At 62.2% G+C, this 23,082-nt stretch carries 25 protein-coding genes; 14 read left to right on the top strand and 11 right to left on the bottom strand.

All coding sequences use genetic code 11. The annotated features are described in order from the left end of the window. Nucleotides 1–140 precede the first annotated feature (140 nt). The 4 genes from V1292_RS01945 (at nucleotide 141) to V1292_RS01930 (ending at nucleotide 4,868) form a co-directional block, all read left to right on the top strand. A complete protein-coding gene (locus V1292_RS01945) occupies nucleotides 141–1,262 on the top strand; it encodes a DUF2336 domain-containing protein (RefSeq protein ID WP_334370067.1) in 1,122 nt (373 codons plus the stop codon). 222 nt (nucleotides 1,263–1,484) lie between these two features. Then, complete coding sequence (locus V1292_RS01940) at nucleotides 1,485–1,907, top strand: DUF5413 family protein (protein WP_334370066.1); 423 nt, start codon at nucleotides 1,485–1,487, stop codon at nucleotides 1,905–1,907. A 217-nt stretch (nucleotides 1,908–2,124) separates the two neighbouring features. Beyond that, nucleotides 2,125–4,218, top strand: coding sequence for a sensor histidine kinase (locus V1292_RS01935; RefSeq protein ID WP_334370065.1), 2,094 nt, complete (start codon nucleotides 2,125–2,127; stop codon nucleotides 4,216–4,218). Further along, nucleotides 4,215–4,868, top strand: a complete 654-nt coding sequence (locus V1292_RS01930) for a response regulator transcription factor (protein ID WP_334370064.1) — start codon at nucleotides 4,215–4,217, stop codon at nucleotides 4,866–4,868. The genes V1292_RS01935 and V1292_RS01930 overlap by 4 nt, the downstream gene beginning before the upstream one ends. A 103-nt stretch (nucleotides 4,869–4,971) precedes the next feature. Here V1292_RS01930 and V1292_RS01925 read toward each other — a convergent pair whose 3' ends face one another. The 3 genes from V1292_RS01925 to V1292_RS01915 form a co-directional block, all read right to left on the bottom strand. Continuing rightward, entirely contained in the window at nucleotides 4,972–5,214 is a 243-nt protein-coding gene (locus V1292_RS01925) for a DUF6719 family protein (protein ID WP_334370063.1), read from the bottom strand. Nucleotides 5,215–5,260: 46 nt separating this feature from the next. Then, on the bottom strand, nucleotides 5,261–5,494 hold the full coding sequence (locus tag V1292_RS01920; RefSeq protein ID WP_334370062.1) for a hypothetical protein: 234 nt from the start codon (nucleotides 5,492–5,494) through the stop codon (nucleotides 5,261–5,263). 361 nt (nucleotides 5,495–5,855) lie between these two features. After that, nucleotides 5,856–6,056 carry a hypothetical protein gene (locus V1292_RS01915; protein WP_334370061.1) on the bottom strand — a complete coding sequence of 67 codons (201 nt, stop codon included), beginning with the start codon at nucleotides 6,054–6,056 and terminating at the stop codon, nucleotides 5,856–5,858. A gap of 711 nt (nucleotides 6,057–6,767) precedes the next feature. Here V1292_RS01915 and V1292_RS01910 point away from each other — a divergent pair. Then, nucleotides 6,768–7,304 (top strand): DUF4112 domain-containing protein, encoded by a 537-nt coding sequence (locus V1292_RS01910; protein WP_213287941.1) that lies wholly within the window; start codon nucleotides 6,768–6,770, stop codon nucleotides 7,302–7,304. Nucleotides 7,305–7,359: 55 nt separating this feature from the next. Here V1292_RS01910 and V1292_RS01905 read toward each other — a convergent pair whose 3' ends face one another. The 4 genes from V1292_RS01905 to msrA all read right to left on the bottom strand — a co-directional run bounded on the left by V1292_RS01905 (nucleotide 7,360) and on the right by msrA (nucleotide 9,435). Then, a complete protein-coding gene (locus tag V1292_RS01905; protein WP_057842144.1) occupies nucleotides 7,360–7,641 on the bottom strand; it encodes a hypothetical protein in 282 nt (93 codons plus the stop codon). A 225-nt stretch (nucleotides 7,642–7,866) separates the two neighbouring features. Continuing rightward, entirely contained in the window at nucleotides 7,867–8,031 is a 165-nt protein-coding gene (locus V1292_RS01900; protein ID WP_065743452.1) for a DUF3309 family protein, read from the bottom strand. Nucleotides 8,032–8,295: 264 nt separating this feature from the next. Then, nucleotides 8,296–8,706: a peptide-methionine (R)-S-oxide reductase MsrB gene (gene msrB / locus V1292_RS01895; RefSeq protein ID WP_334370060.1), complete on the bottom strand. Its 411-nt coding sequence runs from the start codon at nucleotides 8,704–8,706 to the stop codon at nucleotides 8,296–8,298. A 9-nt stretch (nucleotides 8,707–8,715) separates the two neighbouring features. Beyond that, nucleotides 8,716–9,435 carry a peptide-methionine (S)-S-oxide reductase MsrA gene (gene msrA, locus V1292_RS01890; RefSeq protein WP_334370059.1) on the bottom strand — a complete coding sequence of 240 codons (720 nt, stop codon included), beginning with the start codon at nucleotides 9,433–9,435 and terminating at the stop codon, nucleotides 8,716–8,718. A 258-nt stretch (nucleotides 9,436–9,693) separates the two neighbouring features. Here msrA and V1292_RS01885 point away from each other — a divergent pair, with 258 nt between their 5' ends. Continuing rightward, nucleotides 9,694–11,409, top strand: a complete 1,716-nt coding sequence (locus V1292_RS01885) for a caspase family protein (protein ID WP_334370058.1) — start codon at nucleotides 9,694–9,696, stop codon at nucleotides 11,407–11,409. A 104-nt stretch (nucleotides 11,410–11,513) separates the two neighbouring features. Here V1292_RS01885 and V1292_RS01880 read toward each other — a convergent pair whose 3' ends face one another. Continuing rightward, entirely contained in the window at nucleotides 11,514–12,629 is a 1,116-nt protein-coding gene (locus V1292_RS01880; protein WP_334370057.1) for an ATP-dependent DNA helicase, read from the bottom strand. A 198-nt stretch (nucleotides 12,630–12,827) separates the two neighbouring features. Here V1292_RS01880 and V1292_RS01875 point away from each other — a divergent pair, with 198 nt between their 5' ends. Next, nucleotides 12,828–14,036: an LLM class flavin-dependent oxidoreductase gene (locus tag V1292_RS01875; RefSeq protein ID WP_334370056.1), complete on the top strand. Its 1,209-nt coding sequence runs from the start codon at nucleotides 12,828–12,830 to the stop codon at nucleotides 14,034–14,036. Between the two features lie 58 nt (nucleotides 14,037–14,094). On the opposite strand, the gene V1292_RS01870 is transcribed toward V1292_RS01875, so the two are convergent. Further along, on the bottom strand, nucleotides 14,095–15,006 hold the full coding sequence (locus tag V1292_RS01870) for an ABC transporter substrate-binding protein (protein WP_442895589.1): 912 nt from the start codon (nucleotides 15,004–15,006) through the stop codon (nucleotides 14,095–14,097). Nucleotides 15,007–15,575: 569 nt separating this feature from the next. Here V1292_RS01870 and V1292_RS01865 point away from each other — a divergent pair. From V1292_RS01865 to V1292_RS01835, 7 genes are all read left to right on the top strand, one after another. After that, nucleotides 15,576–16,523 (top strand): sulfonate ABC transporter substrate-binding protein, encoded by a 948-nt coding sequence (locus tag V1292_RS01865; protein WP_334370054.1) that lies wholly within the window; start codon nucleotides 15,576–15,578, stop codon nucleotides 16,521–16,523. Between the two features lie 24 nt (nucleotides 16,524–16,547). Next, entirely contained in the window at nucleotides 16,548–17,501 is a 954-nt protein-coding gene (locus tag V1292_RS01860) for a sulfonate ABC transporter substrate-binding protein (RefSeq protein WP_334370053.1), read from the top strand. Beyond that, nucleotides 17,495–18,664, top strand: coding sequence for an FMNH2-dependent alkanesulfonate monooxygenase (ssuD, locus tag V1292_RS01855; protein WP_442895588.1), 1,170 nt, complete (start codon nucleotides 17,495–17,497; stop codon nucleotides 18,662–18,664). Before V1292_RS01860 ends, ssuD begins: the two co-directional genes overlap by 7 nt. Continuing rightward, on the top strand, nucleotides 18,661–19,467 hold the full coding sequence (ssuC, locus tag V1292_RS01850; RefSeq protein WP_334370051.1) for an aliphatic sulfonate ABC transporter permease SsuC: 807 nt from the start codon (nucleotides 18,661–18,663) through the stop codon (nucleotides 19,465–19,467). The genes ssuD and ssuC overlap by 4 nt, the downstream gene beginning before the upstream one ends. A 9-nt stretch (nucleotides 19,468–19,476) precedes the next feature. Then, nucleotides 19,477–20,319, top strand: a complete 843-nt coding sequence (locus V1292_RS01845) for an ATP-binding cassette domain-containing protein (protein WP_334370050.1) — start codon at nucleotides 19,477–19,479, stop codon at nucleotides 20,317–20,319. A 7-nt stretch (nucleotides 20,320–20,326) separates the two neighbouring features. Then, nucleotides 20,327–20,911, top strand: coding sequence for a flavin reductase family protein (locus V1292_RS01840; RefSeq protein WP_334370049.1), 585 nt, complete (start codon nucleotides 20,327–20,329; stop codon nucleotides 20,909–20,911). 75 nt (nucleotides 20,912–20,986) lie between these two features. Beyond that, the gene (locus tag V1292_RS01835) at nucleotides 20,987–21,142 is read left to right on the top strand and encodes a hypothetical protein (RefSeq protein ID WP_334370048.1); all 156 of its coding nucleotides are present in this window, start codon (nucleotides 20,987–20,989) and stop codon (nucleotides 21,140–21,142) included. 137 nt (nucleotides 21,143–21,279) lie between these two features. Here the strand turns inward: V1292_RS01835 and flbD are convergent, their stop codons facing one another. Then, on the bottom strand, nucleotides 21,280–22,659 hold the full coding sequence (flbD, locus tag V1292_RS01830) for a sigma-54-dependent transcriptional regulator FlbD (RefSeq protein ID WP_334370047.1): 1,380 nt from the start codon (nucleotides 22,657–22,659) through the stop codon (nucleotides 21,280–21,282). A gap of 53 nt (nucleotides 22,660–22,712) precedes the next feature. After that, on the bottom strand, nucleotides 22,713–23,063 hold the full coding sequence (gene fliN, locus V1292_RS01825) for a flagellar motor switch protein FliN (protein ID WP_057847186.1): 351 nt from the start codon (nucleotides 23,061–23,063) through the stop codon (nucleotides 22,713–22,715). Between the last annotated feature and the right edge of the window lie 19 nt (nucleotides 23,064–23,082).

Raw genomic sequence — 23,082 nt, 5'->3', positions numbered from 1 at the left:
GCCGGGACCAGCCTGTCGAATGGCACTCAAATGCGCGTTCATGCCGCTGCCGATGGATTTGCGAAGATGCCGGCCATCCGCGCGGTGGGCCGTAAAGTGACGCGGCGTGCCGGCATGACCGGTGCGGAGGCGGCATAGCCATGCCTGCTGCATCGCCGAACTTGCGCGCGGAATTGAACGGCGCCGAAAAGGAGGGACCCGAGCACGACGCCCGGATTTTCGGGGAGGTGACGGACCTGTTCCTGTCCAATGTCGATCGTCTCGGTGAATCGCAGATCGCAGCCGTCGATGGCGTTCTCGCCCACCTGATCGAGCGGGTGGACGCGAAAACCGTGGTCCAGCTCAGCCAGGCCCTTTCCACCATCGACCGCGCCCCGCGCCAGACCATCCGCAAGCTTGCATTTCACGAAAACCACTTGCTGGCGGCACCGGTTCTCAGATGCTCCAACTGCCTGTCGGAAGCCGACCTTCTTGAAATCGTCAAAAGCCGCAGCCAGCAGCATTTGCTGGCAATATCGGACAGAAAGATCCTCAATGAGGCGCTCACCGACGCGCTGATGCGATTTGGCGACGTCCACGTCTCCAGCGCGCTCGCGCGCAACGCCGGCGCGCGTTTCTCCGAATGCGGCTACGCGACGCTGGTGGGGCGGGCCGAGCGCGACGAAGTCCTCGCGGAAAAGCTCGGGCTTCGATTGGACATTCCCGGCAACCTGCTTCGGGAGCTTCTGGGCAGAGTTGCCGACGTGGTCCGCGCGCGGTTCTTGACGGCGTCGCGACCTGTTGCACGGAAGAAAATCCAAGGTTCTGCCGGGGCTGCCGGACAGGGTGACGCGGCACGGAAGGCGATTGATTATACCCAGGCGCAAAGCGAAGTCGTCGCGCTCAATCGCACGGGCAAGCTCAACGATTCGATCGTGAACCGGTTTGCGGTGCGGGGTGAATACACCCACGTCGTCGCAGCGCTCGCCCTGAAGGCCGACGTCAAGGTCGAGGCCATCGAACCCTTGCTCGAGCCCGACCGGGTATACGGCCTGATCGTCGCGTGCAAGGCGGCGCTGCTGAGCTGGTCGACAACGACGATGATCGTCCGCAACCGTCCGAACTGTCCGCCATCCACCGACCGGGAACTCGAGCAGTGCGTGGCGATCTATGAATCGCTGCTGCTGTCGGTGGCGCAGTGGACCATTCGTTTCGGCTCCGACCGGATTCTTGGGAAGAACAATGAGCCCGCGGCGGCTGTAGCGGCTGCCGGCAGAAGGTAACCGCGTCGTTCACTGATCGGACTACCCGAACCAGCCTTGCGTCCAGCCATTTCTTGCGTCCAGCCATTTTCATGTTGCTGAACGCTGTTCATCCGCCCTCGGCGCAACCTGATTCAGATGCTGGTGCTGTCAGTAGTTCTCGGGCAATGGGAAGGTGGAGCGGCCAAATTTACTTGGCCCTTGAGCTGCTGTATTGGGTAACCAGCGCCAGGAGGCAGTTTCATGAAACGCTATCTGATCTTCGGAGCTATCGGCCCGTTCGTCGGCGGATTCCTGATGCTGTTCGCGACCACGGTGGCCTCGGGCTACTGGACCGACACCAACTGGTCGGAGATCGGGAAATTCCTCGGCGCTTTCGCCAAGACGCTGCAATACAGCTATCTGTTCGGCATCGTGCCTGCGCTGATGATCGGCGCCATCGACGACATTCTCTGTCACGTCAAGCGCATTCCTTTCGTAGCGCGTATCCTGATCGTGGGCGCCATCGGATTTGCGGCGTCAGAACTGCTCTATGGTTCGCGCGGACCGGATACCGGCATGGTGCAGTTTCTGCTCTACGGCAGCGTCGCCATGGTACCTGCGGCGCTGTCGTCGTGGCTCGCGCACCGATACGTGGACGAGCCGCAGCCAGTGCATTCGACGTAAGTGTGCAGCACTCCGCAGCTCGGTAGGCAAAGGCGCGCTTGCGCCGTGCCCACCATCTATCATCGGCGCGTCAATGTTCGTTCCGCCGGTTGAACGTCAGGAATTACCTGACCCCGGCCGTCAAGTTGACGCTTGGCAGACGAATGTCAGGCTGGTCCGATCGGGGAATGCAACGTAAAGGAGCCTCGGCGTTGTCAGTTTTCGCCGGCGAACCAACATGCGCGCGTCCATGATCGCGGAGTTAAGTAACAGGCTCTCCTCCGGTTCGGGCCGAAGCAAGGAAGCTGTCTGGCTTTTCACTGCGCTGGTTCTGACGGCCGCCATTCCAGTCCTGCTGCTCGGGGGATGGATGGCCTATATCACCGCCGACCAGGAACGAAGCTACGCCCGCCAAGCCGCCACCGAGGCGCTGACGCAAGTGGCGCACCGGATCGAGGGCGAAATTTCCCACGAAATACAAGTCGCGGAGACGCTTGCAAGCTCGGCCGCGCTCGACGATGGCAATTTGGGCGACTTCTATCGCGAGGCGAAACGAATAGTCGCCGCCCGTCCGCTGTGGGAGACCGCCTTCCTGACCAAGCCGGACCGGGAACAGGTCCTCAACGTATTGCGGCCGCTCGGCGCGCCGCTTGGGCCGGTGACCGACAGCGAAAGCTTCGACGCCGTGCTCCGCACACGTAAGCCAGTCCTTGGCGGGCTAGGGCCGTACCAGGCCTCCATCGGCAAGCGGCTCGTGGCACTGCGTGTGCCGGTTGTTCGAGAGGGCGAACTTCGCTACGTCCTGACCGTCGGGCTGTTGCCCGATCAGATCGGTACCATTCTTGGTCAGGCCGGTCTGCCCGTTGGATGGGCCGGCACCGTCGTTGACGCCAAGGACGAGATTGTCGCACGAACGCCTGATGCCAGAGCCGTCAGTACAAGCGCGAAGACGCCCGCGGTGCAGGAAGTCATCGCCCGCGGCGGCTCGAATTCGCTGCGCACCCAGACGCGGGAGGGGATGGATGTCGAAACCGTCCATCGCGGCTTGGTGGGCACCGAAGGATGGTCGGTTCACGTGGGCGTTCCCGTCGCTGAACTGAATGCTCCCGTATCCCGCTCGCTGCGGCTGCTGGTCGCAGGAACGGCGGCGAGTGTCGGGCTCGCCATCGCGCTTGGACTGGTGATCGCCCGCGAGATCGCGCAGCGGCGTCGCATGGAGGCGCTTCAGTCGGCCGCAGCGCTGCTGGACAGCGAAAAACGCGGCGCGCTTGCCATCGATGCCGCCGAACTCGGTACCTGGCGCTGGGATCTGACCGCAAATGAGTTCAGCGGTTGCAGCCGCTTTGGCGCATTGCTGGGGTTGCCGAGCGACCGATCGGGCGAAACCAGATGGACCGCGGACCGGATCTTTGCGTTGCTCGAACCGCCGCACCGCGCGGCTCTGGCCTCGTTCGGCGGCGCTTGCCTCGAAAGCGGCAAATCAGGCAGCGTCGAATTTCCGGTTCAATCCGACGATCGCGGTGATTACTGGTTACGTGCGGCAGGCAGGGCGGAAGGTCCGCCCAACCGGCGTCACGTGATTCACGGCGTGCTCGCCGACATCGATATCCTCAAGCGCGCGGAGGCCGAGCGTTCTCACTTGCTTCGTCGCCTGGCTTCGGCCCAGGAAGAAGAGCAGCGCCGGATTTCGCGAGAACTGCACGATCAGATCGGCCAGACGGTGACGGGATTGTCTCTCGGCCTGAAGGCGCTTGAACAGGGATTGGCAAAAGGCGGCAATACGGAAGCAGCCTCCGAGCAGGTGCGATGGCTGGAACAGCTTGCCGCGCAGATCGGCCGGGACATTCACCGCACCGCGTCGGACCTGCGGCCGACCGCGATCGACGACCTCGGAATCTTCAGGGCGATCGAAGCCTACGTTGCGGAGTGGCAGGAGCGTTATGGCATTCGTATCGATATCCAGACGTTCGGGCGGGACAATTCGCTGCCTCCCGATGTCGCGGCGGTGCTGTATCGACTGGTCCAGGAGGGATTGACCAATGTCCTGAAGCACGCCAGCGCCAGCAAGGTCAGTATCGTGCTCGAGAAGAAATCGGACGGGCTGGCGCTTGTTCTCGAGGATGACGGCGTTGGCTTCGATCCGGAAAGCGTCAGCCGCAATGCGATGGGCGGCGGTCAACCGTCCGGACTTGGCCTCTCCGGCATGAAGGAGCGCGTCGCGCTGCTCGGCGGCACGATCGCGGTGGAATCCGCGCCGGGAAGAGGCAGCACGATCTTTGTCCAGATCCCGCTGGAAGTGCAGGAGATGGAAGTGCAGGAGACCGGCACATGACGCCCATTCGGATTGCGCTCGTGGATGACCATCCGGTCGTGCTCGCCGGCATACGCGCGCTGCTTCAGGGCGTGCCCGAGGTCGAACTCGTCGGCGAGGCGAATACGGGGACAACGGGGCTGAAGGCGATTTGCGAATGCTCCCCCGACATTGCGGTGATCGACCTTTCGCTGCCTGACATCAGCGGCCTGGAACTCGCGCGCAGGCTGAGCAAGCGATGCCCGGCGGTAAAGATCATTGCGCTGACCGTGCATGAAGACCGCGCCTATATTCATCCGGCTCTCGAGGCTGGCGCACGGGGATATCTCTTGAAGCGATCCGCCGGAGACGAACTGCTTCGCGCGATCAGGGCCGTCAACGAGGGCGTCATCTACCTCGATCCCGCTATCGCCGACAAGGCGTCAACGAGCGCTCCCGAACTGACGTCCGCCGATAACGGCGATGGCGGCGAACTCAGCCGGCGCGAAGAGGATGTGCTCAAGCTGGTCGCTCAAGGGTTCAGCAACAAGCAAATCGCCGGCGAGCTGGAGGTGAGCGTCAAAAGCGTCGAGACCTACAAGGCGCGAGCATCCGAAAAGAAGGGCCTGCATAGCCGCGCGGATATCGTCCGCTACGGCATCAGGCGGGGCTGGCTCGCTGCTCCGAACTGAGCGCTTGGGAATGCCAATTCCTGCCTCGTGCAACTAAAGCGTCGGGATCAAGCTGCCTGAACGATCCCGCATGCGGCACTTATCTCGGACATGACATCATCGGCTACTTTGCCGCCCCTGTGCGCGCGCCGGGCTGCAGATCACTCAGTGGCACGCAGCTCTTTTTCCGGCGATGATTCTTCGCTGCGCCCTGCACCTTCAAGACCTTGCCAGCCGAACAGGAGCCGTCATCGACGTAGATGGTGGAGTATGGATCCATCATCAGCGGTTCGTAAGAATGGAGCTTCTGGGCTATGCACGGCTGGACGATGAACAAAGCCGTCAGGAACGCGCCCCAGCCTGCCATCTTGCAGGAAATCCTTCGCACCTTCATTGGTCCGCACTGGAATCCGTCAACCTGTCTGATGCTGCGGCTGGGCGTTGAGGGCCTCGCCGAATCCAGGCTGCGGGCTGGCTTGTAAAGCTGCCTGCGCGGCCTCGGCCTCGTATTCGTCGACCAATATCTGAAGTTTTTCGGCAAATCCTGGATCGGCCGCGCCAATCGCCAGACGCTTGAAAAAGACAGCGCGCTCATGCAGCAGCTCGGCCCGAGACAGCTTGATCAATTTGCGTTTGGTTCGACCCACCCTTCTTGCTCCCTGTCCCATTGCGCATGCGACTCCACAAATGATCGCCATCCTAGAATGCAATCTTGCGCCGGCGCGTCAGGAAAAACCTGTCAACGGCAATGATGCTTACACTGTGCCTGCTTTTGCGGATGCGATTTCGGTGACGCTGTTGTGACCCGGGTCGCCGCGCGAATCATTGTTGCAGGCCAGGCAGATGGCTTTCGATGTGAGACGTCGGTTAACGCCCCATCGTTCGTATCGGTGCGGTGTCCTTTCCGAGCAAGGAACGCAATACGCCAAAGGTCGCTTATCGATTGTCCTGCCACCGAACATTCCAGCCCCCGTTCCCCGTAGCACCCGGATCGTGATTGTCCGCGAACTAGTCTTCGCTCTCGTGCGCCCCCGCCATCGCTACCAGGAGCACGACGCTGAGGGCGCCGGCCGAGATGAGGGCGTTCATCCTCAATGCCGCCGGAGGGACTCCCAATCCGTAGTGAATGAACACGGCCATCAGGAGTGCGGTCACGCCGGCACTTGCGATAAAGAAGATGACGGCAACAGCCAGGTCTATGATCCTCATCGTCGGCTACCTTGCTATTTCTCTCTGCTTGCGAGGAGTTCGATCGTGACGAGGCCAAGGAGAACAGCCGCGCAGATCAGCGCCTGCTCTCGAAGTACGGATCGGGCAAAGCCCAGGCTATGATGCGCGAGGTGCGCCATCGCGTAGGCTACGATCGCTGCACTTCCCGGTGCGAGAAAGACCAGTCGCGAGATGGACGAATCGCTTCATCTGTCTTGACTTCGTGCCGTTGATTTGTCCGAAGGCGTCTCAATGGCGGGTCGGCCCGCTGCGCGCGTCCCACCTGCTTCGCGCGCAACCGCATATTAGAATCATGCTTCGTTCGGGGATGTCAGGAAAAGCCCGGCACGAGCCAAGGCGCGCATGCGCGCGCACAAGTGCAATTTCGTGCAGCGGCCTGCGACACGTCGCGAGATCGGCTCCTCACACTTGGTCGTCATCGCCCGGCTTGCCGCCTCCGCTAAAGCTACGGCGAGCCAAGAGAGAAAGCCTCGGCGAAGCCTTGGCGTAGCCGGGACCGGGCGACTCAGTATTCCAGAGACGTCAATGATAGAACCGATAAGCCGCGGCGTACTGGATCCTCCGCCGGAGCCTGTCATCGGGCGCGCATTCGCGCGACCCGTTGGCGGGGATGACAGCGTTGATCTTTCGGATCCGACCAAGCAGCGACCGCATGACGCAACTTGCGCCTCGCATTCGCGTTACCATCTGATGGCCATGCCAGACGACGATATCTTTACGCCGCCCCGTTCGCGTTCCGGACCATCATCCCGGACGCGCGCGCCCGGACGTGGGCCGGTCATCGACCAGGAGGGGCGCGAACTCCCCGAGCCGAACCTGCATACGCGGTTCGAGGGAATGCGGTTCGATTTCGGTCATTCCGCCGCCAATCCGTTCGGCGAGTTGACGCGTGAGCAGCGGATCGCGCGGCTCGATGCCATCGCCAAATTGCTGGATGTCGCCTTCATCGTGCCCGGCACCAATTTCCGCTACGGCATCGACGGGCTGATCGGCCTGATCCCGGTGGTCGGCGACATCATCACGACGGCGATTTCGCTGTGGGTGGTGCGCGAGGCGCGTGCGCTTGGCGCCCCCTGGCACATCACGGCGCGGATGCTTGCCAATGTTGCGGTTGACGGCGCGGTTGGCCTGGTGCCGGTCGCGGGCGACGCCTTCGACGTCATGTTCCGCGCCAACGTCCGCAATGTGCGCATGCTCAAGCGCTGGCTCGATAAGCAGCCGCGCTAAAGAAAAACGCCCCCGAAATGATTTCCGGGGACGCGCTGCTTGAAAAAGTAAAGCTTTAGGCGGCGTCGGCCTTGTCGTCGGTGGCGGCCGGGCGCGGACGACGCGGCAGCGGGAACGCCTCGCTTTCATAGAGCGAGCGGATGCCGCTCTGGTCAAAGCGCGCTTCCTCGACCTGGAGATAGGCGCCATTCAGCGAGTCCGCAGGCAGCTCCTCGATCGCGAAGCGAACAGCTTCCGCCGCGGTGCCAAAACGCCGATAGGCAAACCCGGCCCGCTTTTTCTTGCGGATCGCGGCGGGAAACAGTTCGGCGGCGGTGTTGTAGCTGAATGGACGCATGGACGGTGACCTCAATCTTTTTCGGCTCTTTTCGTATGAGCAATGGGGATTGGATGACGGTGGGCCACAATGGCGGGCCACGCCGTGCACGTCATTTCAGAGCCCAATATAAGCTTCTTTGACGAAAATGCGACCCCTGAAGCCCGACATCGGGGGTGATGATGAATCCACGCATGGCTGCGGGATCCATAAATTAAATCAAGTTATTTCAATGGGTTCCCTGGCTTACAGCTTGCCGAGCAGGAGCAGGATCAGGAGCACGATTAAAATCACGCCACCGAGCCCCATCGCGGAATGGCCCCTACCATAGCCGTAGCCGCCGAAACGGCCGGAAAAGCCGCCCAGCAGGAAAATAATCAGAATAATGATGAGTATCGTTCCAAGCGACATCGCACGCTCCCCCGAGGCCCGCGGGCACGCGGAAAACGGCGCCCGCGGCCTGGATCAAAGCATATCCCGGGCCGCACGTCCTTGGTCGATCCGCCGAAGTGGAGAGGGGACACCTGTCATTCCGGGGCGCATCGAAGATGCGAACCCGGAATCTCGAGATTCCCCGATGCGCAATTGCGCATCTGAGGTCTGGTCCTTCGGACCATCCCGGAATGACGACTACGTCGTCACTTCTTCGTCTGGTCGATCGGAATGGATCGGAGCTTATTTCGGCTGCAGCTTAAGCGCCGCCGAGTTGATGCAGTAACGCAGGCCGGTCGGGCCGGGGCCGTCGTTGAAGACGTGGCCGAGATGGCCGTTGCATTTCGAGCACAACACTTCGGTGCGGATCATGCCGTGGCTGAAATCGCGCTCCTCATCGATATGGCTGTCCACCGCAGGCCGCGTAAAGCTCGGCCAGCCGCATCCGGAATCGAACTTGGCATCGGATTCGAACAGCATCTGGCCGCAGCCGGCGCAGGTATAGGTGCCGTTGCGGTGCTCGTGCTCATACTCGCCCGAGAACGGCCGCTCGGTTGCCTTCTCGCGCAGCACGGCGTACTGCATCGGCGTCAATTCCTTGCGCCATTCGGCCTCGCTCTTGACGACCTTGCCGGATGTCTTGGTATCGGACATTTGCCCTCCTCAATTGGTAGCCTTCGCGTTGCGCACCAGCGTCGGCTGCTCGACATAGCTCTCCGCAAAGATCTTCTTCAGGTTCTCGATCTTCGGGATGTCGTTGAAGACAATATAGGGCTGGTTCGGGTGCAGCGTCAGGTAGTCCTGGTGATAGTCTTCCGCCGGGTAGAACGCCTGCAGCGGGCCGACCTTGGTCGCGATCGGCTTCTTGTAGACCTTGGCGGCGTTGAGCTGGGCGATATAGGCTTCCGCCACCTTCTTCTGATCGTCATTGGTGGTGAAGATCGCCGAGCGATATTGCGTGCCGATGTCCGGGCCCTGGCGGTTCAATTGCGTTGGGTCGTGTACGACGGAGAAGAAGATCTGCAGGATCTTGCCGTAGCTGATCTTCTTCGGATCGTACTTGATCTCAACCGCCTCGGCGTGTCCCGTCGTGCCGGTGCCGATCATGGTGTAGTTCGCGGTCATCTTGCTGCCGCCGGAATAGCCGCTCACCGCGTTGAGCACGCCGGCGGTGTGCTGGTACACGCCCTGCACGCCCCAGAAGCAGCCGCCGGCGATCACGGCGGTCTGGATGCCGTCGGCAGCCTGAACGTCGACGGCCGGGGCCGGAATCACGACGGCCTCTTCCGAGGCGCGCGAAGGCGAGGCGGCGAAGGCAGCGATGGCCAGCGTGCCGATGGTGGCAGCGGCGAACGACAGGCGGCTGAAATGGCGAGGGGACATGGTTTCCTCTTTCGGCGTTGGTTGGGGCAGTCTAGAGCGGGACCGGCGTTCTGCAATCGGCTCAATTCTCGCCGATGCCCATGATACGGCGCTGGCTGCGGATTGTTACGGCGTGCGCCACACGAGTTCGTGAATAGGGCCATCTACGCAAGTATTTGGAGGGGTGATCTCGATCACTTGACCAGTGCGGGCCTGCCTTTCCACAATGAATCGGTGGTCGCGCCGTGACCAAAATCCATGCGCCGGAGCGTTCCGCTGATGTTGCGGCACTTGTTGCTGGGTCTCGTCTTGCTTGTCGCCGCCGGCCCCGCGCGGGCCGCGGGCGATGTCGAGACCTGCCGAAATAACGCAGCGGAACCGGCAGCCCGGCTCGCAGCCTGCGAAAGCGTGATTGCCGACGAGAAGATCACGGGGACCTCCAGGGCAGCCGCCTTCTGGTATCGCGGCGATGCCCTGGTGAAGAAGCGCGATTACGATGGCGCGATCGCGGCGTTCACCGCCTCCCACGAGATCGCGCCGCAGAATATCAACGTCATCAACGCGCGCGGCATTGCCCACAGCCACAAGGGCGACGACGAGCGCGCGCTCGCCGACTACGATCTGTGCCTGCAGTTGCGCCCGAGCTTCGGCAGTGCCTACAACAACCGCGGCGTCATCTTCATGCGCCGGGGAGAGTTGCAGCGGGCGCTCGATGAGTTCAACCTGGCGGTCAAACATATCTTCAATGACCAGAGCCGCTATCTGCACCACTACAACCGGGGCCGCGTGCAAGGATTGATGAAGCTGTACGAGGCCTCGCTCGCCGACTATGCCGAGGCGCAAAAGGTCAATCCCGACGGTCCGCACGTTCCGGGCTACCGGTGCGTTACCTACGCCAGCATGGGCAGGTTCGATGACGCGCTCGCTGACTGCAATGCGGCGCTGGCCAAGTCGCCGAACAACGTTTACGCGCTGACCAGCCGCGGCAATGCCTATCTCGGCAAGGGCAATCTCGACGCCGCCCTCAGCGATTACAACCAGGTGCTCAAGATCAATCCGAACTACGTCCGCGCCTATGTCGGCCGCGGGCAGCTTTTCGAGAAACGCCGCAACCTTGCCGCCGCACGCGCCGACTATCGCTCGGCGGCCAACGCCGTCGCGGCAAGACGCGAGGATATCGATACTACACTTGCGCGCGGTATCGCCAAGGAGCGGCTGGAAGCTTTGTTGGGTATCGCCGCGCCGTCGCCTGCGGGCAAGGCTTCGCCGTCGGCGCCACAACCGGCGGGACCGCGCAAGGTCGCGTTGATCGTCGGCAACGGCGCCTACAAGAATGTCGCCCCGCTGGATAATCCGCCGCGCGACGCCAAACTGATCGCATCGACCTTTCGCGAACTCGGCTTTGCCACGGTGACGCTGGCGTCCGATCTCACCCGCGACAGATTCTTCGCCGCCCTGCACCAGTTCGGCCTGGAGGCCGAAAAGGCGGATTGGGCCGTCGTCTATTATGCCGGTCACGGCATGGAGATCGGCGGCGTGAATTATCTGATCCCGGTCGACGCCAGGCTGAAGGCCGATAGTGATGCGGAGACACAGGCGGTCGCGCTCGAGCAGGTGATTGCCGCGGTCGCCGGCGCGCGAAAGCTGCGGCTGGTGATGCTCGATGCTTGCCGTGACAATCCCTTCGAAAAGACCATGCAGCGAACGATCGCCCTGAAGCTGGTCAACCGCGGCTTCTCCAACATCGAGCCGGAAGCCGGCTTCATGGTGGTCTACGCTGCCAAGCACGGCGAGACCGCGCTTGACGGCGATTCCCTCAACAGCCCGTTCGCCACGGTGCTCGCGCGCGTCATCAAAGAGCCGAAGATCGAGGTGCGCAAGCTGTTCGACATTGTCCGCGACGACGTTTGGAAGGCGACCAACCGCACGCAGCAGCCGTTCACCTACGGCTCATTGCCGGGACGCGAGGATTTCTACTTCGTGGCGGGGAAATAGGTCGCTGCCGTCATTGCGAGGAGCGAAGCGACGAAGCAATCCAGACTGACTCCGCGGTGAGATTCTGGATTGCTTCGCTTCGCTCGCAATGACGGAAGAAACCGTCACACCACCACACTCAGCCTTTTCGCCGCGCGCGTGATGCCGGTGTAGAGCCATCTCGCCCGACTGTCCTGAAATGCAAAACTCTCGTCGAACAGCACGACGTCGTCCCATTGCGAGCCCTGCGACTTGTGCACGGTGAGCACGTAGCCATAGTCGAACTCGTCATAGGGCTTGCGCTGCTCCCACGGGATCGCCTCGATGCCGCCCTGGAAGCAGTCGTGTCGCACCGAGACCTTGGTGACCTTGTGGCCGAACTCTTCGTCGGGTGACAGCCGCATGCTCAATATCTGCGATTTCGATCGCGGCTGTGTACGCGACTTCACGCGCCACAGTCCGCCGTTGAACAGGCCCTTCTTGCGGTTGTTGCGCAGGCACACCAGCTTGTCGCCCGCGACCGGCAGGGGATCCTCGATGCTCTGCTTCTGCCGTATCCGCATGTTGTAAGCGCGGCGGGTGTTGTTGCGGCCGACCAGCACCTGGTCGGCGCTCATGACGCGGTCGGGATCGAGCTCGCTGCGCGGCACCACTTCGCTCTCGCCGTGGCGGCCGATTTCGAGCTCGCGGCCCTCGCGAATGTCCATCGACATCCGCACGATCGGGTCGTCCTGCGCCTGCCGGTGCACCTCCGTCAGCATCGCGTCGGGCTCGCAATTGGTGAAGAAGCCGCCGCCCTGGATCGGCGGCAACTGCGCGGGGTCGCCGAGCACGAGCAGTGGACAGTCGAATGACATCAGGTCGCGGCCGAGTTCGGCGTCGACCATCGAACATTCGTCGATTACGATCAGCTTCGCCTTCGAAGCCGGTGCGTCGTCCCACAACTCAAAGCTCGGCTGCTCGACGCCGGATTCCTTGGCGCGATAGATCAGCGAATGGATGGTGGAGGCGTTGTCGCAACCCTTGTTGCGCATCACAAGCGCCGCCTTGCCGGTGAACGCGGCATATTTCACCTCGCCATCGACACCCTCGGCGATGTGCCGCGCCAACGTGGTCTTGCCGGTGCCGGCATAGCCGAACAGGCGAAACACCGGCGGCGTGCCGTTGCGGCCCGGCCTGGCCTTCAGCCAGTCGGCAACGGCCTTCAGCGCGGAATCCTGATGCGGCGTAAAAATGGTCATGGGGTCCAGATGGAGAGAAGAGCGGGCGGAAGGCCGCGACTCAACGGACTGTAAAGCTAACCATTCGCGCGTTCCATGCAAGACAACTTCCGTGACGCGGAATTGCCATTTCGCGACCAAGGCTAGACTTGCGATTTGCGGAGAATACACTGCCCGAAAACGACAAACGGTCTTGAACAAGCGGTCCTGGGAGGCGCCATGAAATTCGGCATCTTTTACGAGCTGCAACTGCCGCGTCCCTGGGAAGAGGGCGACGAACTCCGGCTCTACCAAAATGCGCTGACGCAACTCGAGACCGCCGACCGGCTCGGCTATGACTATGCCTGGGTGGTCGAACATCATTTCCTGGAAGAATATTCGCACTCGCCCGCACCAGAATCCTTTCTCGCCGCCGCCAGCCAGCGCACCAAAAACATCCGGCTTGGCCACGGCATTTTCCAGCTCACCACCAACCATCCCGCGCGCGTCGCCGAACGGGTCGCGGTGCTTGATTTGCTCAGCAACGGCCGCTGCGAGTTCGGCATGGGCGAGAGTGCCTCCATCACCGAACTGACGCCGTTCGGCCGCGACATGGAGACCAAGCGCGAGGTGTTCGAGGAGGCGGTTCAGGCGATCTTCCCGATGTTCACCAAGGTCGGCACCGAGCATCACGGCAAGTATTTCGACATCCCCCTGCGCAATGTGGTGCCGAAGCCGGTGCAGAAGCCGCATCCGCCGCTGTGGATGGCGTGCTCGCAGCTCCCGACCATCGAGCGCGCCGGCCAGAACGGTTTCGGCGCGCTCGGCTTCCAGTTCGTCAGCGCTGAAGCGGCGCATGCCTGGGTGCATGCCTATTACAATGCGATCACCAAGCGGCTGAAGAAACTCGCGGACTACGAGATCAATCCGAACATGGCGCTGGTGTCGTTCTTCATGTGCGCCAGGACCGATGAGGAGGCCCGCGCCCGTGCCGACGGCGCCACCTTCTTCCAGTTCGCGCTGCGCTATTACGGTGCCTCGCAGAACCGCCAGCGTCCCGACCCCGGCACCGTCAACATGTGGGACGAGTACAACAAATGGAAGCGTGAAAATCCTGAGGCGCAGGAGGCTGCGCTGCGCGGCGGCCTGATGGGGTCGCCGGAAACCATCCGCAGAAAGCTAAGACGTTTCCGCTCATCCCACATCGACCAGGTGATCCTGCTCAATCAGGCGGGCAAGAATACCCATGAGCACATCTGCGAGTCGCTGGAACTGTTCGCCAAGGAGGTGATGCCCGAGTTCCAGAACGACCCCGAACACGACGCCTGGAAGCAGAGCGTGATGAGCGGGGCGATCCAGCTCGAGGAGATCGACACCGAGGCCTTTACGGATCGCTATGGCAAGCTCGCGATCAATGTCGCGCCGGCGCAGAAAGTGGCGGCGGGTTAGAGGCTACGGCGGACTGGGTTCGAGGCGGCGCAAACGCGCCGCCTCGCGTTGTTGCGCTTCAGTTGGAGTTCGCCGCTGCAGTAAAGCTCCGATCCACAGCCTTATTGACGTCGAGCTTCTTCGACAGGATTCCGTAATGCGTGGCGCGATCCGACGCCTCCTGAATCTCGCGAACGATGTTCTCGTCGATTGCAATCGGATTGGTGCGTTGCGCCGTGTAAGCGCTCAATAGCACGTCTTCGGGTAGCTTCGTCAGCTCGGCAGTGTTCTTCGCATACTCGCCGAGATGATCGAGTGACCAGAGGCGCGCCTTGTTGAGCCGTTGCACGAGGTCCTGTACGGCCGCGCGCTTGGTGGCGATGGCGCTATCAGAGGCGACGATGAAGGTGACGGTGGGAGTAAGGCCTTCGCCGTTCGCAACGACCCGCGCGTTGTCCTTCAGCGTCGCATAGGACACATAAGGTTCCCACACCGCCCAGGCGTCGATCGATCCCGCCACCAGCGCAATCTTCGCATCGACCGGCCCGAGCGGCGCAAAGGTCGCGTCGTCGATCTTGTATCCGGCCTTCTCCAGTGTCGCGTTGATCAGGAACTGGCCCCAGCCCCCGCGTGTTCCGGCCAGACGCTTTTCCTTGAGGTCGGCGACGGTTTTGATTGCCGAATCCTTGCGTACCAGAATAGCCTGCGTGCGAGGATCGGAGCGGGTGCCGCCGATGGCCTTGATCGGAGCGCCGGCGGCATACACGGTCAGGAACGACAGATCCCCGGTATAGCCGACATCGAGCGCTCCAGCGTTCAGCGCTTCCAGGATCGGCGCGGCAGCAGGAAATTCCGACCATTCGATCTTGTATGGCAAATCTTTCGCATAGCCCGAAATTTCGAGCAAGGAACGATTGCCGCCCTTCTGGTCGCCGACGCGGAGCGTCACGGTTTCCGCGGCCGGCGTCGATGCGGTAATCGCCACGCCCATCGCCGCGCTGAACAACGTTGCACCGAAGTGACGGAGACGCGCGCGGGGACGCGATTCAAGTTTGGTTGCGTTCATGTTTTTGATCTTTCTCGTTTCATCCGCTGCATTGCGTGGGCGCAATCAGCGATGCACAAAGCCTACGAGCGACCGAAACGCAGTCAATGAAATGGCTGACTGAATTGCGTTACGAGGTCGCAATGAATCATTCGTTCGAATTCATTGTCGTGAAATCAAATCGTGTGCAGTGTAGCCGTCGCTTAAATACTGTGCAGTAAGTAGTCGCAAAAAGTCTTTCGAATCGTGCCGTCGAACGTTCGTCGCGCAAAGCGATCGACAGGCAAAGTAACGGCGCCGTGAAGCGTTGAACCCGGTTCCGATTGTGTGTGCTGCGGGAAAAAATATCGTCGCAATCATTCGTCCAACAATAAATGCGTTGTGTCATTGTCGAATGACAGAACGCGCGTCGTTATTTTTCGTAGGCGCTCGACAGTCTAAATCGACGGTCCCATCATTCTGACATTGCATGGTCGCGCGACGACGTTGCGCGCATGGTCGTCAGGAGATCTGGAATGAAGCGTCGGGAGTTTCTCGGATTGTCGGTTGGAAGCGCAATTGCTGCGCTCTCCTCGCGTGCAGAGGCGCAAACAACTGTCAAGGAAATCAGGATTGGTTACCAGAAGACCGGCGTGCTGGTGATCGCGCGGCAGCAAGCCGTGCTCGAAAAACGGTTCGCAGGAAAGCAAATCGGCATCAAGTGGATCGAGTTTACGTCGGGGCCGCCCTTGCTGGAGGCCATGAGCACCGGCAGCGTCGATCTCGGCGCGGTCGGCGATACGCCGCCGATCTTCGCGCAGGCCGCAAACGCCAGCATCGTCTATATCGCGGGATCGCCGATCACCAATGGGCAGGGCATTCTCGTTCCCGCCAACTCCAGCATTCGCACAATCGCCGACCTGAAGGGCAAGCGCCTCGGATTCACCAAAGGCACCAGCGCGCACAACGTGGTGATCGCCGCACTGGAGAGAGCCGGGCTGACCTATGAGGATATCACGCCCGTCTATCTGACGCCGCCCGATGCTGGACCGGCATTCGCCAATGGCAGCATCGAGGCGTGGGCGGTCTGGGATCCGTATTTTGCGATCGGCGAGAAGCGCCAGAACGGCCGGATTCTCGTCAACGCTTCTGAAGTCGCCAAGACCAATTCGTTCTATCTGGCCAATCGCGATTTCGCGAACACTCATGTGCGGGAAACCCGCGAGGTGATCGACGGCCTCGCAGAGGCCGCGCGCTGGGCCGAGGCCAACCGCGCCGAAGTCGCGAGCGCGCTCGCCGCGGTCACCGGCGTGCCTCTCGAGGTTCAGGCCGTCGCCGCCAACCGCGCATCTTTCCTGATCGGGCCCGTGACCGACGAGATCGTCACGACGCAGCAGGCCGTTGCCGATCGCTTCCACAAGCTCGGGCTGATCCCGAAGCAGATTGCCGTGCGCGACATCGTCTGGCGCCATACCCAAAGCTGAGTTCCTTAGAACAGGACGTAACTCATGAAGCGTTTGATTCAACGCTGGATCGCCAGTGCCGTGCTGTCGATCAGCATGGTCGCAGCGACCGTTAGCGTCTCCTACGGCCAGGAGAAGGTCGTCCGCATCGGCTTCCAGAAATACGGCAAGCTGGTGCTGCTCAAGAGCAAGGGCACGCTGGAGGAGAAACTGAAAACCTCCGGCTACAAGGTGGTATGGACGGAGTTTCCATCCGGTCCGCCGCTGCTCGAAGCGCTCAATGTCGGCGCGATAGATTTCGGCAACACCGGCGAAGCGCCGCCGATTTTCGCGCAAGCTGCGGGCGCGCCGATCCAGTACGTCGCCTACGAGCCGCCCGCGCCGAAAGGCGAGGCGATCCTGGTGCCGAAGGACAGCAAATTGAACTCAGTGGCTGACCTGAAAGGCAAGAAGGTCGCGCTGAACAAGGGCTCCAACGTTCACTATCTCTTGGTGAAGGCGCTGGAGAAGGCCGGCATCAAATATTCCGAGATCGAGCCGGTGTTTCTGGCGCCAGCGGATGCCCGTGCGGCGTTCGAGCGCGGCGCCGTGGATGCCTGGGTGATCTGGGATCCGTTCCAGGCTGCCGCTGAAGCTGCCACCGGTGCGCGCACGCTCGCCGACGGCACGGGCCTGGTTTCAAACTATCAGTTCTATTTCTCGTCCAAGAAGTTCCTGGAGAGCGATCCGAAGATCATCGATGTCGTGTTGGCCCAGCTCAGCGAGGTCGACGACTGGGCCAAGGGCGACATCCATGCCGTCGCCGAGCAACTCGCGCCTGCGGTCGGACTCTCCGTTCCGGTCGTTGAAGTCGCGCTCAAGCGGCAGGCGTACGGCATCAAGCCGATCACCGAGAGCGTAATCGCCGACCAGCAACAGGTTGCCGATACGTTCTTCACGCTTGGGCTTATCCCGAAGCAAATCAAGATTTCTGATGTGGCCCGGAGGTCCGGATCGTGAGCACGCAACCCAACGCCAATATTCTCTGGTTCCTGCCGACCCATGGCGACGGTCGCTATCTCGGCACGACCACTGGCGGCCGCGAGGTGAACTTCAACTACCTGCGCCAGATCGCACAGGCCGCCGATCAGCTCGGCTATTTCGGCGTGCTGCTGCCGACCGGGCGAAGCTGCGAAGATTCCTGGGTGGTTGCTTCGGCTGTCGCGCCTTGGACTGAGCGCTTGCGTTATCTCGTGGCCGTACGACCCGGCTTGCAATCGCCAAGCGTCGCCGCGCGCATGACCGCAACGCTCGATCGGGTGTCGAACGGGCGCTTGCTGATCAACGTCGTCACCGGCGGCGATCCGATCGAGAACAAGGGCGATGGCATCTTCCTCGATCACGACGAGCGCTACGAGGTGACGCGCGAGTTCCTCCACGTCTACAGTGATCTGCTTGCAGGCAAGACCGTCAACGTCGAGGGCAAGCACATCCGCATCGAGGACGGCCGCCTGCTGTTCCAGCCGGGGCAGTCGCCGCGCCCGCCGCTCTATTTTGGCGGATCGTCGGATGCCGGCATCGAAGTTGCCGTCGACGCCGTTGACAAATATCTGACCTGGGGCGAGCCGCCGGCGCAGGTGGCCGAAAAGGTCAACCGCGTGAAAGCGGTGGCTGCAAGCCGCGGCCGCAAGCTCTCGTTCGGCATTCGCCTGCACGTGATCGTGCGCGAGACCAATGCGGAGGCTTGGAAGGCGGCGGATGAATTGATCCAGCATGTCACCGACGAGACGGTGGCTTCCGCACAAAAGATCTTCGCGCGGATGGATTCCGTCGGTCAGCAGCGCATGGCACAGCTTCATGGCGGCCGTCGTGACAAGCTCGAGATCAGCCCAAACCTCTGGGCCGGTGTCGGCCTGGTGCGCGGCGGGGCAGGCACCGCTTTGGTCGGTGATCCCCAGACGGTGGCGGCGCGGATCAGGGAATATCAGGACATCGGCATCGATACCTTCATCATGTCGGGCTATCCGCATCTGGAGGAGGCCTATCGCTTCGCCGAACTGGTGTTCCCGCTGTTGTCGCTGACGCGGCACAACAATATCACGCCGATCCGCGTCAACACGGGCCCGTTCGGTGAAACCATCGGCAATGAGTACCGGCCACAGAAACAGGCATCGCAATCATGAGTTTGATCGACAGTCTTCCGCGCGTGGGCGCACCGAAATTGCCGCGGGTCGACGGCCTGATCCCGTGGGTCGTGCCGCTCGGAATCATTCTGATCTGGCAGGTCGCGTGCGTCACCGGCTTTGTCTCGGTGCGGGTCCTGCCGGCTCCTACCGACGTGGCACTGGCGGGATGGAAGCTTCTGCTGTCAGGTGAACTGGCGCGCAACATCTGGGTGAGTTTCTGGCGCGCCAGCGTCGGCTTCTTGATCGGCGCCAGCATCGGCTTCTCCTTCGGCCTCGCCAACGGCCTGTCGCAAATCTCCAGCAAGCTCACCGATACGACACTGCAGATGGTGCGCAACATTCCGCATCTGGCGCTGATCCCGTTGGTCATCCTGTGGTTCGGCATCGACGAATCCGCAAAACTATTCCTGGTCGCGCTCGGCGTGTTCTTCCCGATCTACCTCAACACGCTGCACGGCATCCGCACCGTCGATCCGCAATTGATCGAGATGGGACGGATCTACGGCATGAGCGATGGCGAGTTGTTCCGCCGGGTGATCTTCCCTGGAGCCTTGCCGTCAATCTTCGTCGGTCTGCGCTTTGCGCTAGGCATCATGTGGCTGACGCTGATCGTGGCGGAGACCATCGCCGCTTCCTCCGGCCTCGGTTACATGGCGATGCAGGCGCGGGAGTTCATGCTGATCGACGTCGTGGTGCTCTCCATCCTGATCTATGCCCTACTCGGAAAGCTTGCCGACAGCGCCTCGCGCGCGCTTGAGCGGTTGACGCTCTCCTGGCACCCGGCCTTCCAGAAACACTGAGGACAACAAATGCAAGAAGCCCTTCGTTTTCGTTTGTCGGATGCCGAGCCCTTGAGCCGCGCCGAGATCAAGCAAGCCCCGTTTGCGCGTCGCAGGCCGAGAACTGCGTCTCGCGGCCTTTCGCTTACCATCCGCGGCTTGCGCAAATCGTTCGGCGACAACGAGGTATTGCGCGGCATCGACCTGCACATTCCGGCCGGCCAGTTCGTCGTCATCGTCGGCCGCAGCGGCTGCGGCAAGAGCACGTTGCTGCGGCTGATCGCGGGCCTCGAGACCGTAACCGCGGGCAGCATCGACTTCGGTGAGGAGGCGCGCGCCGAAGACATCCGCGTGATGTTTCAGGAACCGCGGTTGCTGCCCTGGGCGCGGGTGCTTTCAAATGTCGAAGTCGGGCTTGGTCGCGAACGGGCATCGCAGGATGCGCAGGCGAGGGCGGAAAGCGCGCTGGTCGAGGTTGGTCTCGACGACAAGCGGGCGCAATGGCCGGCGGTTCTGTCCGGCGGACAGCGGCAGCGCGTGGCACTGGCGCGGGCGCTGGTGAGCCGTCCCCGCGTGCTGGCGTTCGATGAGCCGCTCGGCGCGCTCGATGCGCTGACACGGATATCGATGCAGCGACTGCTCGAACGGGTCTGGCACGACCAGGGCTTTACCGCGATCCTGGTGACGCACGACGTGTCGGAGGCCGTGGCGCTGGCCGATCGCGTTCTGGTCATCGATGATGGCGGCATCGCCCACGACATCGAAGTCGATATCCCGCGCCCCAGGCGGCGCGGCTCGGCGGAACTTGCTGCGCTGGAGGGCTCGATCCTGAAGAACCTGCTGCAAGGGACTGAAGACACGTCCGACCTGTGAGGTGGCCATGAACTCGATCGTCTGCAACGTTTCGATCGACCGCGGGGTTTCCGCAGGCGATTTTCGCCAGGCGATGCGCCGGTTGACGGGCGGCGTCAGCGTCATCACCGCGGGCATAGGCTGGGACATCTCAGGCATGACGGTTACATCGGTATCGTCGTTGTCCGTCGACCCGCCCGCCTTGATCGTCAGCATCAACCGGGAAGCCTCGTCCTGGCCGCTCATGAGACGATACGGCTTCTTCGGCGTCAACATCCTGACCTCGGACCAGATCGACATCGCCGACCGCTTTACCGGGAAAGGCGGACTGAAGGGCACCGAACGCTTCGATGGCGCGCATTGGACGACGCGCGTATCGGGAGTGCCGCTACTAACAGACGCCCTGGCCGCGATTGATTGCGAAGTCGAGGATATGGTCGAACGGCATTCCCATGCGATTGTCATTGGGCGCGTGCTGGATGTTGCTGTCTCCACGCGTACCGCGGCGCTGGCCTATTGGCAGGGGCAGTACGTCGCCATCGACCGCGACGAGGACGCGCTCAAACTGGCGGAAGTGAGTCTGCCTGCATCGCGGGCCACGCGAAGGACCTGACGATCCCGGCGAAAGTTCCGGATTTCTCGCGCTCGACGGCTGGCCATTTGCGGCCCGGCATTCTAGATATTCGCGATGAAGCGGATTGCGACTTGGGTGTTTTACGGCGTCGGCGCGATCGCGATCGCGTATCTGGCACTGTATGCCTATGCTGTTTTCACCGGGCGCGACCTGCAGCCCGGCGATCCCATCCACATTTTCCGCAAGCCGGATGCGCCGAGTTATTCGTGATGCATCGTGTCCCGGACGCGCTGCAGCGTGGAACGCTGCGGCGCAGAGCCGGGACCCATCGCCAGTTACAAAGAAGATGGACCCCGGCTCTGCAGCGCATCGCTGTCGCGCTGCGCTGCGTCCGGGGAACGGGTTGTCTACCCCGCCGTCATAAACCGCTGACTGTCGCCTGCACCCGCCGGCGTAATCGGTATCCCGCCGTCGGCATATTCATTCAGTTTGTTGCGCAGCGTGCGGATCGAGATGCCGAGGATGTTGGCGGCATGGGTGCGATTGCCGAGGCAGTGCTTCAGCGTCTCCAGGATCAGGTCGCGCTCCACGTCCGCGACGGTGCGGCCGACGAGAGCGCGGGTCACCTGTTCGGCGGCAAAGGTGGCGTGGGCCACGGCGGGCGCGGTCTTGGCGAGGTCGAGGCGGTCGCCATCGGGGGTCAGGATGGCCTCAGGCCCAATCTCGTCCCCCTGCGCCATCAGCACCGAACGGTGGATGGTGTTTTCCAGCTCGCGAACGTTGCCCTGCCAGCGGTTCGATGTCAGCACCCGCCGCGCATCGGCGGAGATGGGGCGCAGCGGCACGCCGTTGGCGTCGGCGTATTTCTTGGCAAAGTGCTGCGCCAGCTCGAGGATGTCGGCCGGACGGTCACGCAGCGGCGGGATCTTCAGGTTGACGACGTTGAGGCGGAACAGCAGATCCTCGCGGAAGGTGCCTTCGCGCACGGCGTCTGCGAGGTTGCGGTTCGAGGTCGCGATGATGCGGATGTCGACCGGCACCGGCTTGGTGCCACCGACGCGGTCGATCACGCGTTCCTGGATCGCGCGCAACAGCTTGGATTGCAGCCGCACGTCCATTTCCGAGATTTCATCGAGCAGCAGCGTGCCGCCAGTGGCTTCCTCGAACTTGCCGATGCGGCGGGCGACCGCGCCGGTGAAGGCGCCCTTCTCGTGGCCGAACAGTTCGGATTCCAGCAGGTGTTCGGGAATTGCCGCGCAATTGATCGAGATGAACGGCCGCTTGGCGCGGGTCGAGCGGGTGTGGACATAACGCGCCAGCACTTCCTTGCCGGTTCCGGATTCGCCAGTGATCATCACGGAGGCGTCGGAGCCCGCGATCTGCTGCGCCAGCTTGATCACCTTGCCCATCGCTTCATCGCGATAGACCAGATCACGCGAATCATTGGCGACGGCAGCAAGCACGGCGGCGATCAGTTCCGGATCCGGCGGCAGCGGGATGTATTCCTTGGCGCCGGCGCGGATCGCGGCGACCGCGGCGCGGGCATCGTTGGAGATGCCGCAGGCCACGATCGGCACGTGAATATGTTCGGCTTCCAGCCGCATCACCAGGTCGCGAATGTCGAGGGCGACGTCGACCAGCAGCAGGTCGGCACCCTTGCCGCCGCGCAGCACGGCCATCGCCTGTTCGGTCGCCTCGGCATGGGTCACCGAAGCTCCGTTTTCCATCGCGATCTTGGTGGCGGTCGTGAGCTGGCCCTTCAATGTGCCAACGATGAGAAGCCGCATGTTTGTCTCCTGTCCGTCTGTTCGCGCCTCACGGGCGCGTATTGTCAAAATTGTTAGTTGCGTTCTGCCTTGATGATTTCCGTCATGGTCACGCCGAGCTTGTCTTCGACCAGCACGACTTCGCCACGCGCCACCAGGCGGTTGTTGACGTAGATGTCGATGGCTTCGCCGACGCGGCGGTCGAGTTCGAGCACAGTACCGGGTCCGAGCTTCAACAACTCGCCGACATCCATCTTGGAGCGGCCGAGCACGGCCGAGACCTGCACGGGCACGTCGAATACGGCCTCGAGGTCGGCTGCGATGCGCGAGGCCTGTTCGTCCTCGTTGTAGGCGAGATCGTCAACCGGCGGCGCGTCCGCGGCGTTGAGATCGGGTAGTGGTACCTGTGCGTCGGTGTCACTCATGGTTCAGTCCTCATGGCCT

It is taken from the genome of Bradyrhizobium sp. AZCC 1719, assembly GCF_036924525.1.
Taxonomy (GTDB): Bacteria; Pseudomonadota; Alphaproteobacteria; order Rhizobiales; family Xanthobacteraceae; genus Bradyrhizobium.
This window is presented reverse-complemented; position numbering and strand designations above follow the sequence as displayed.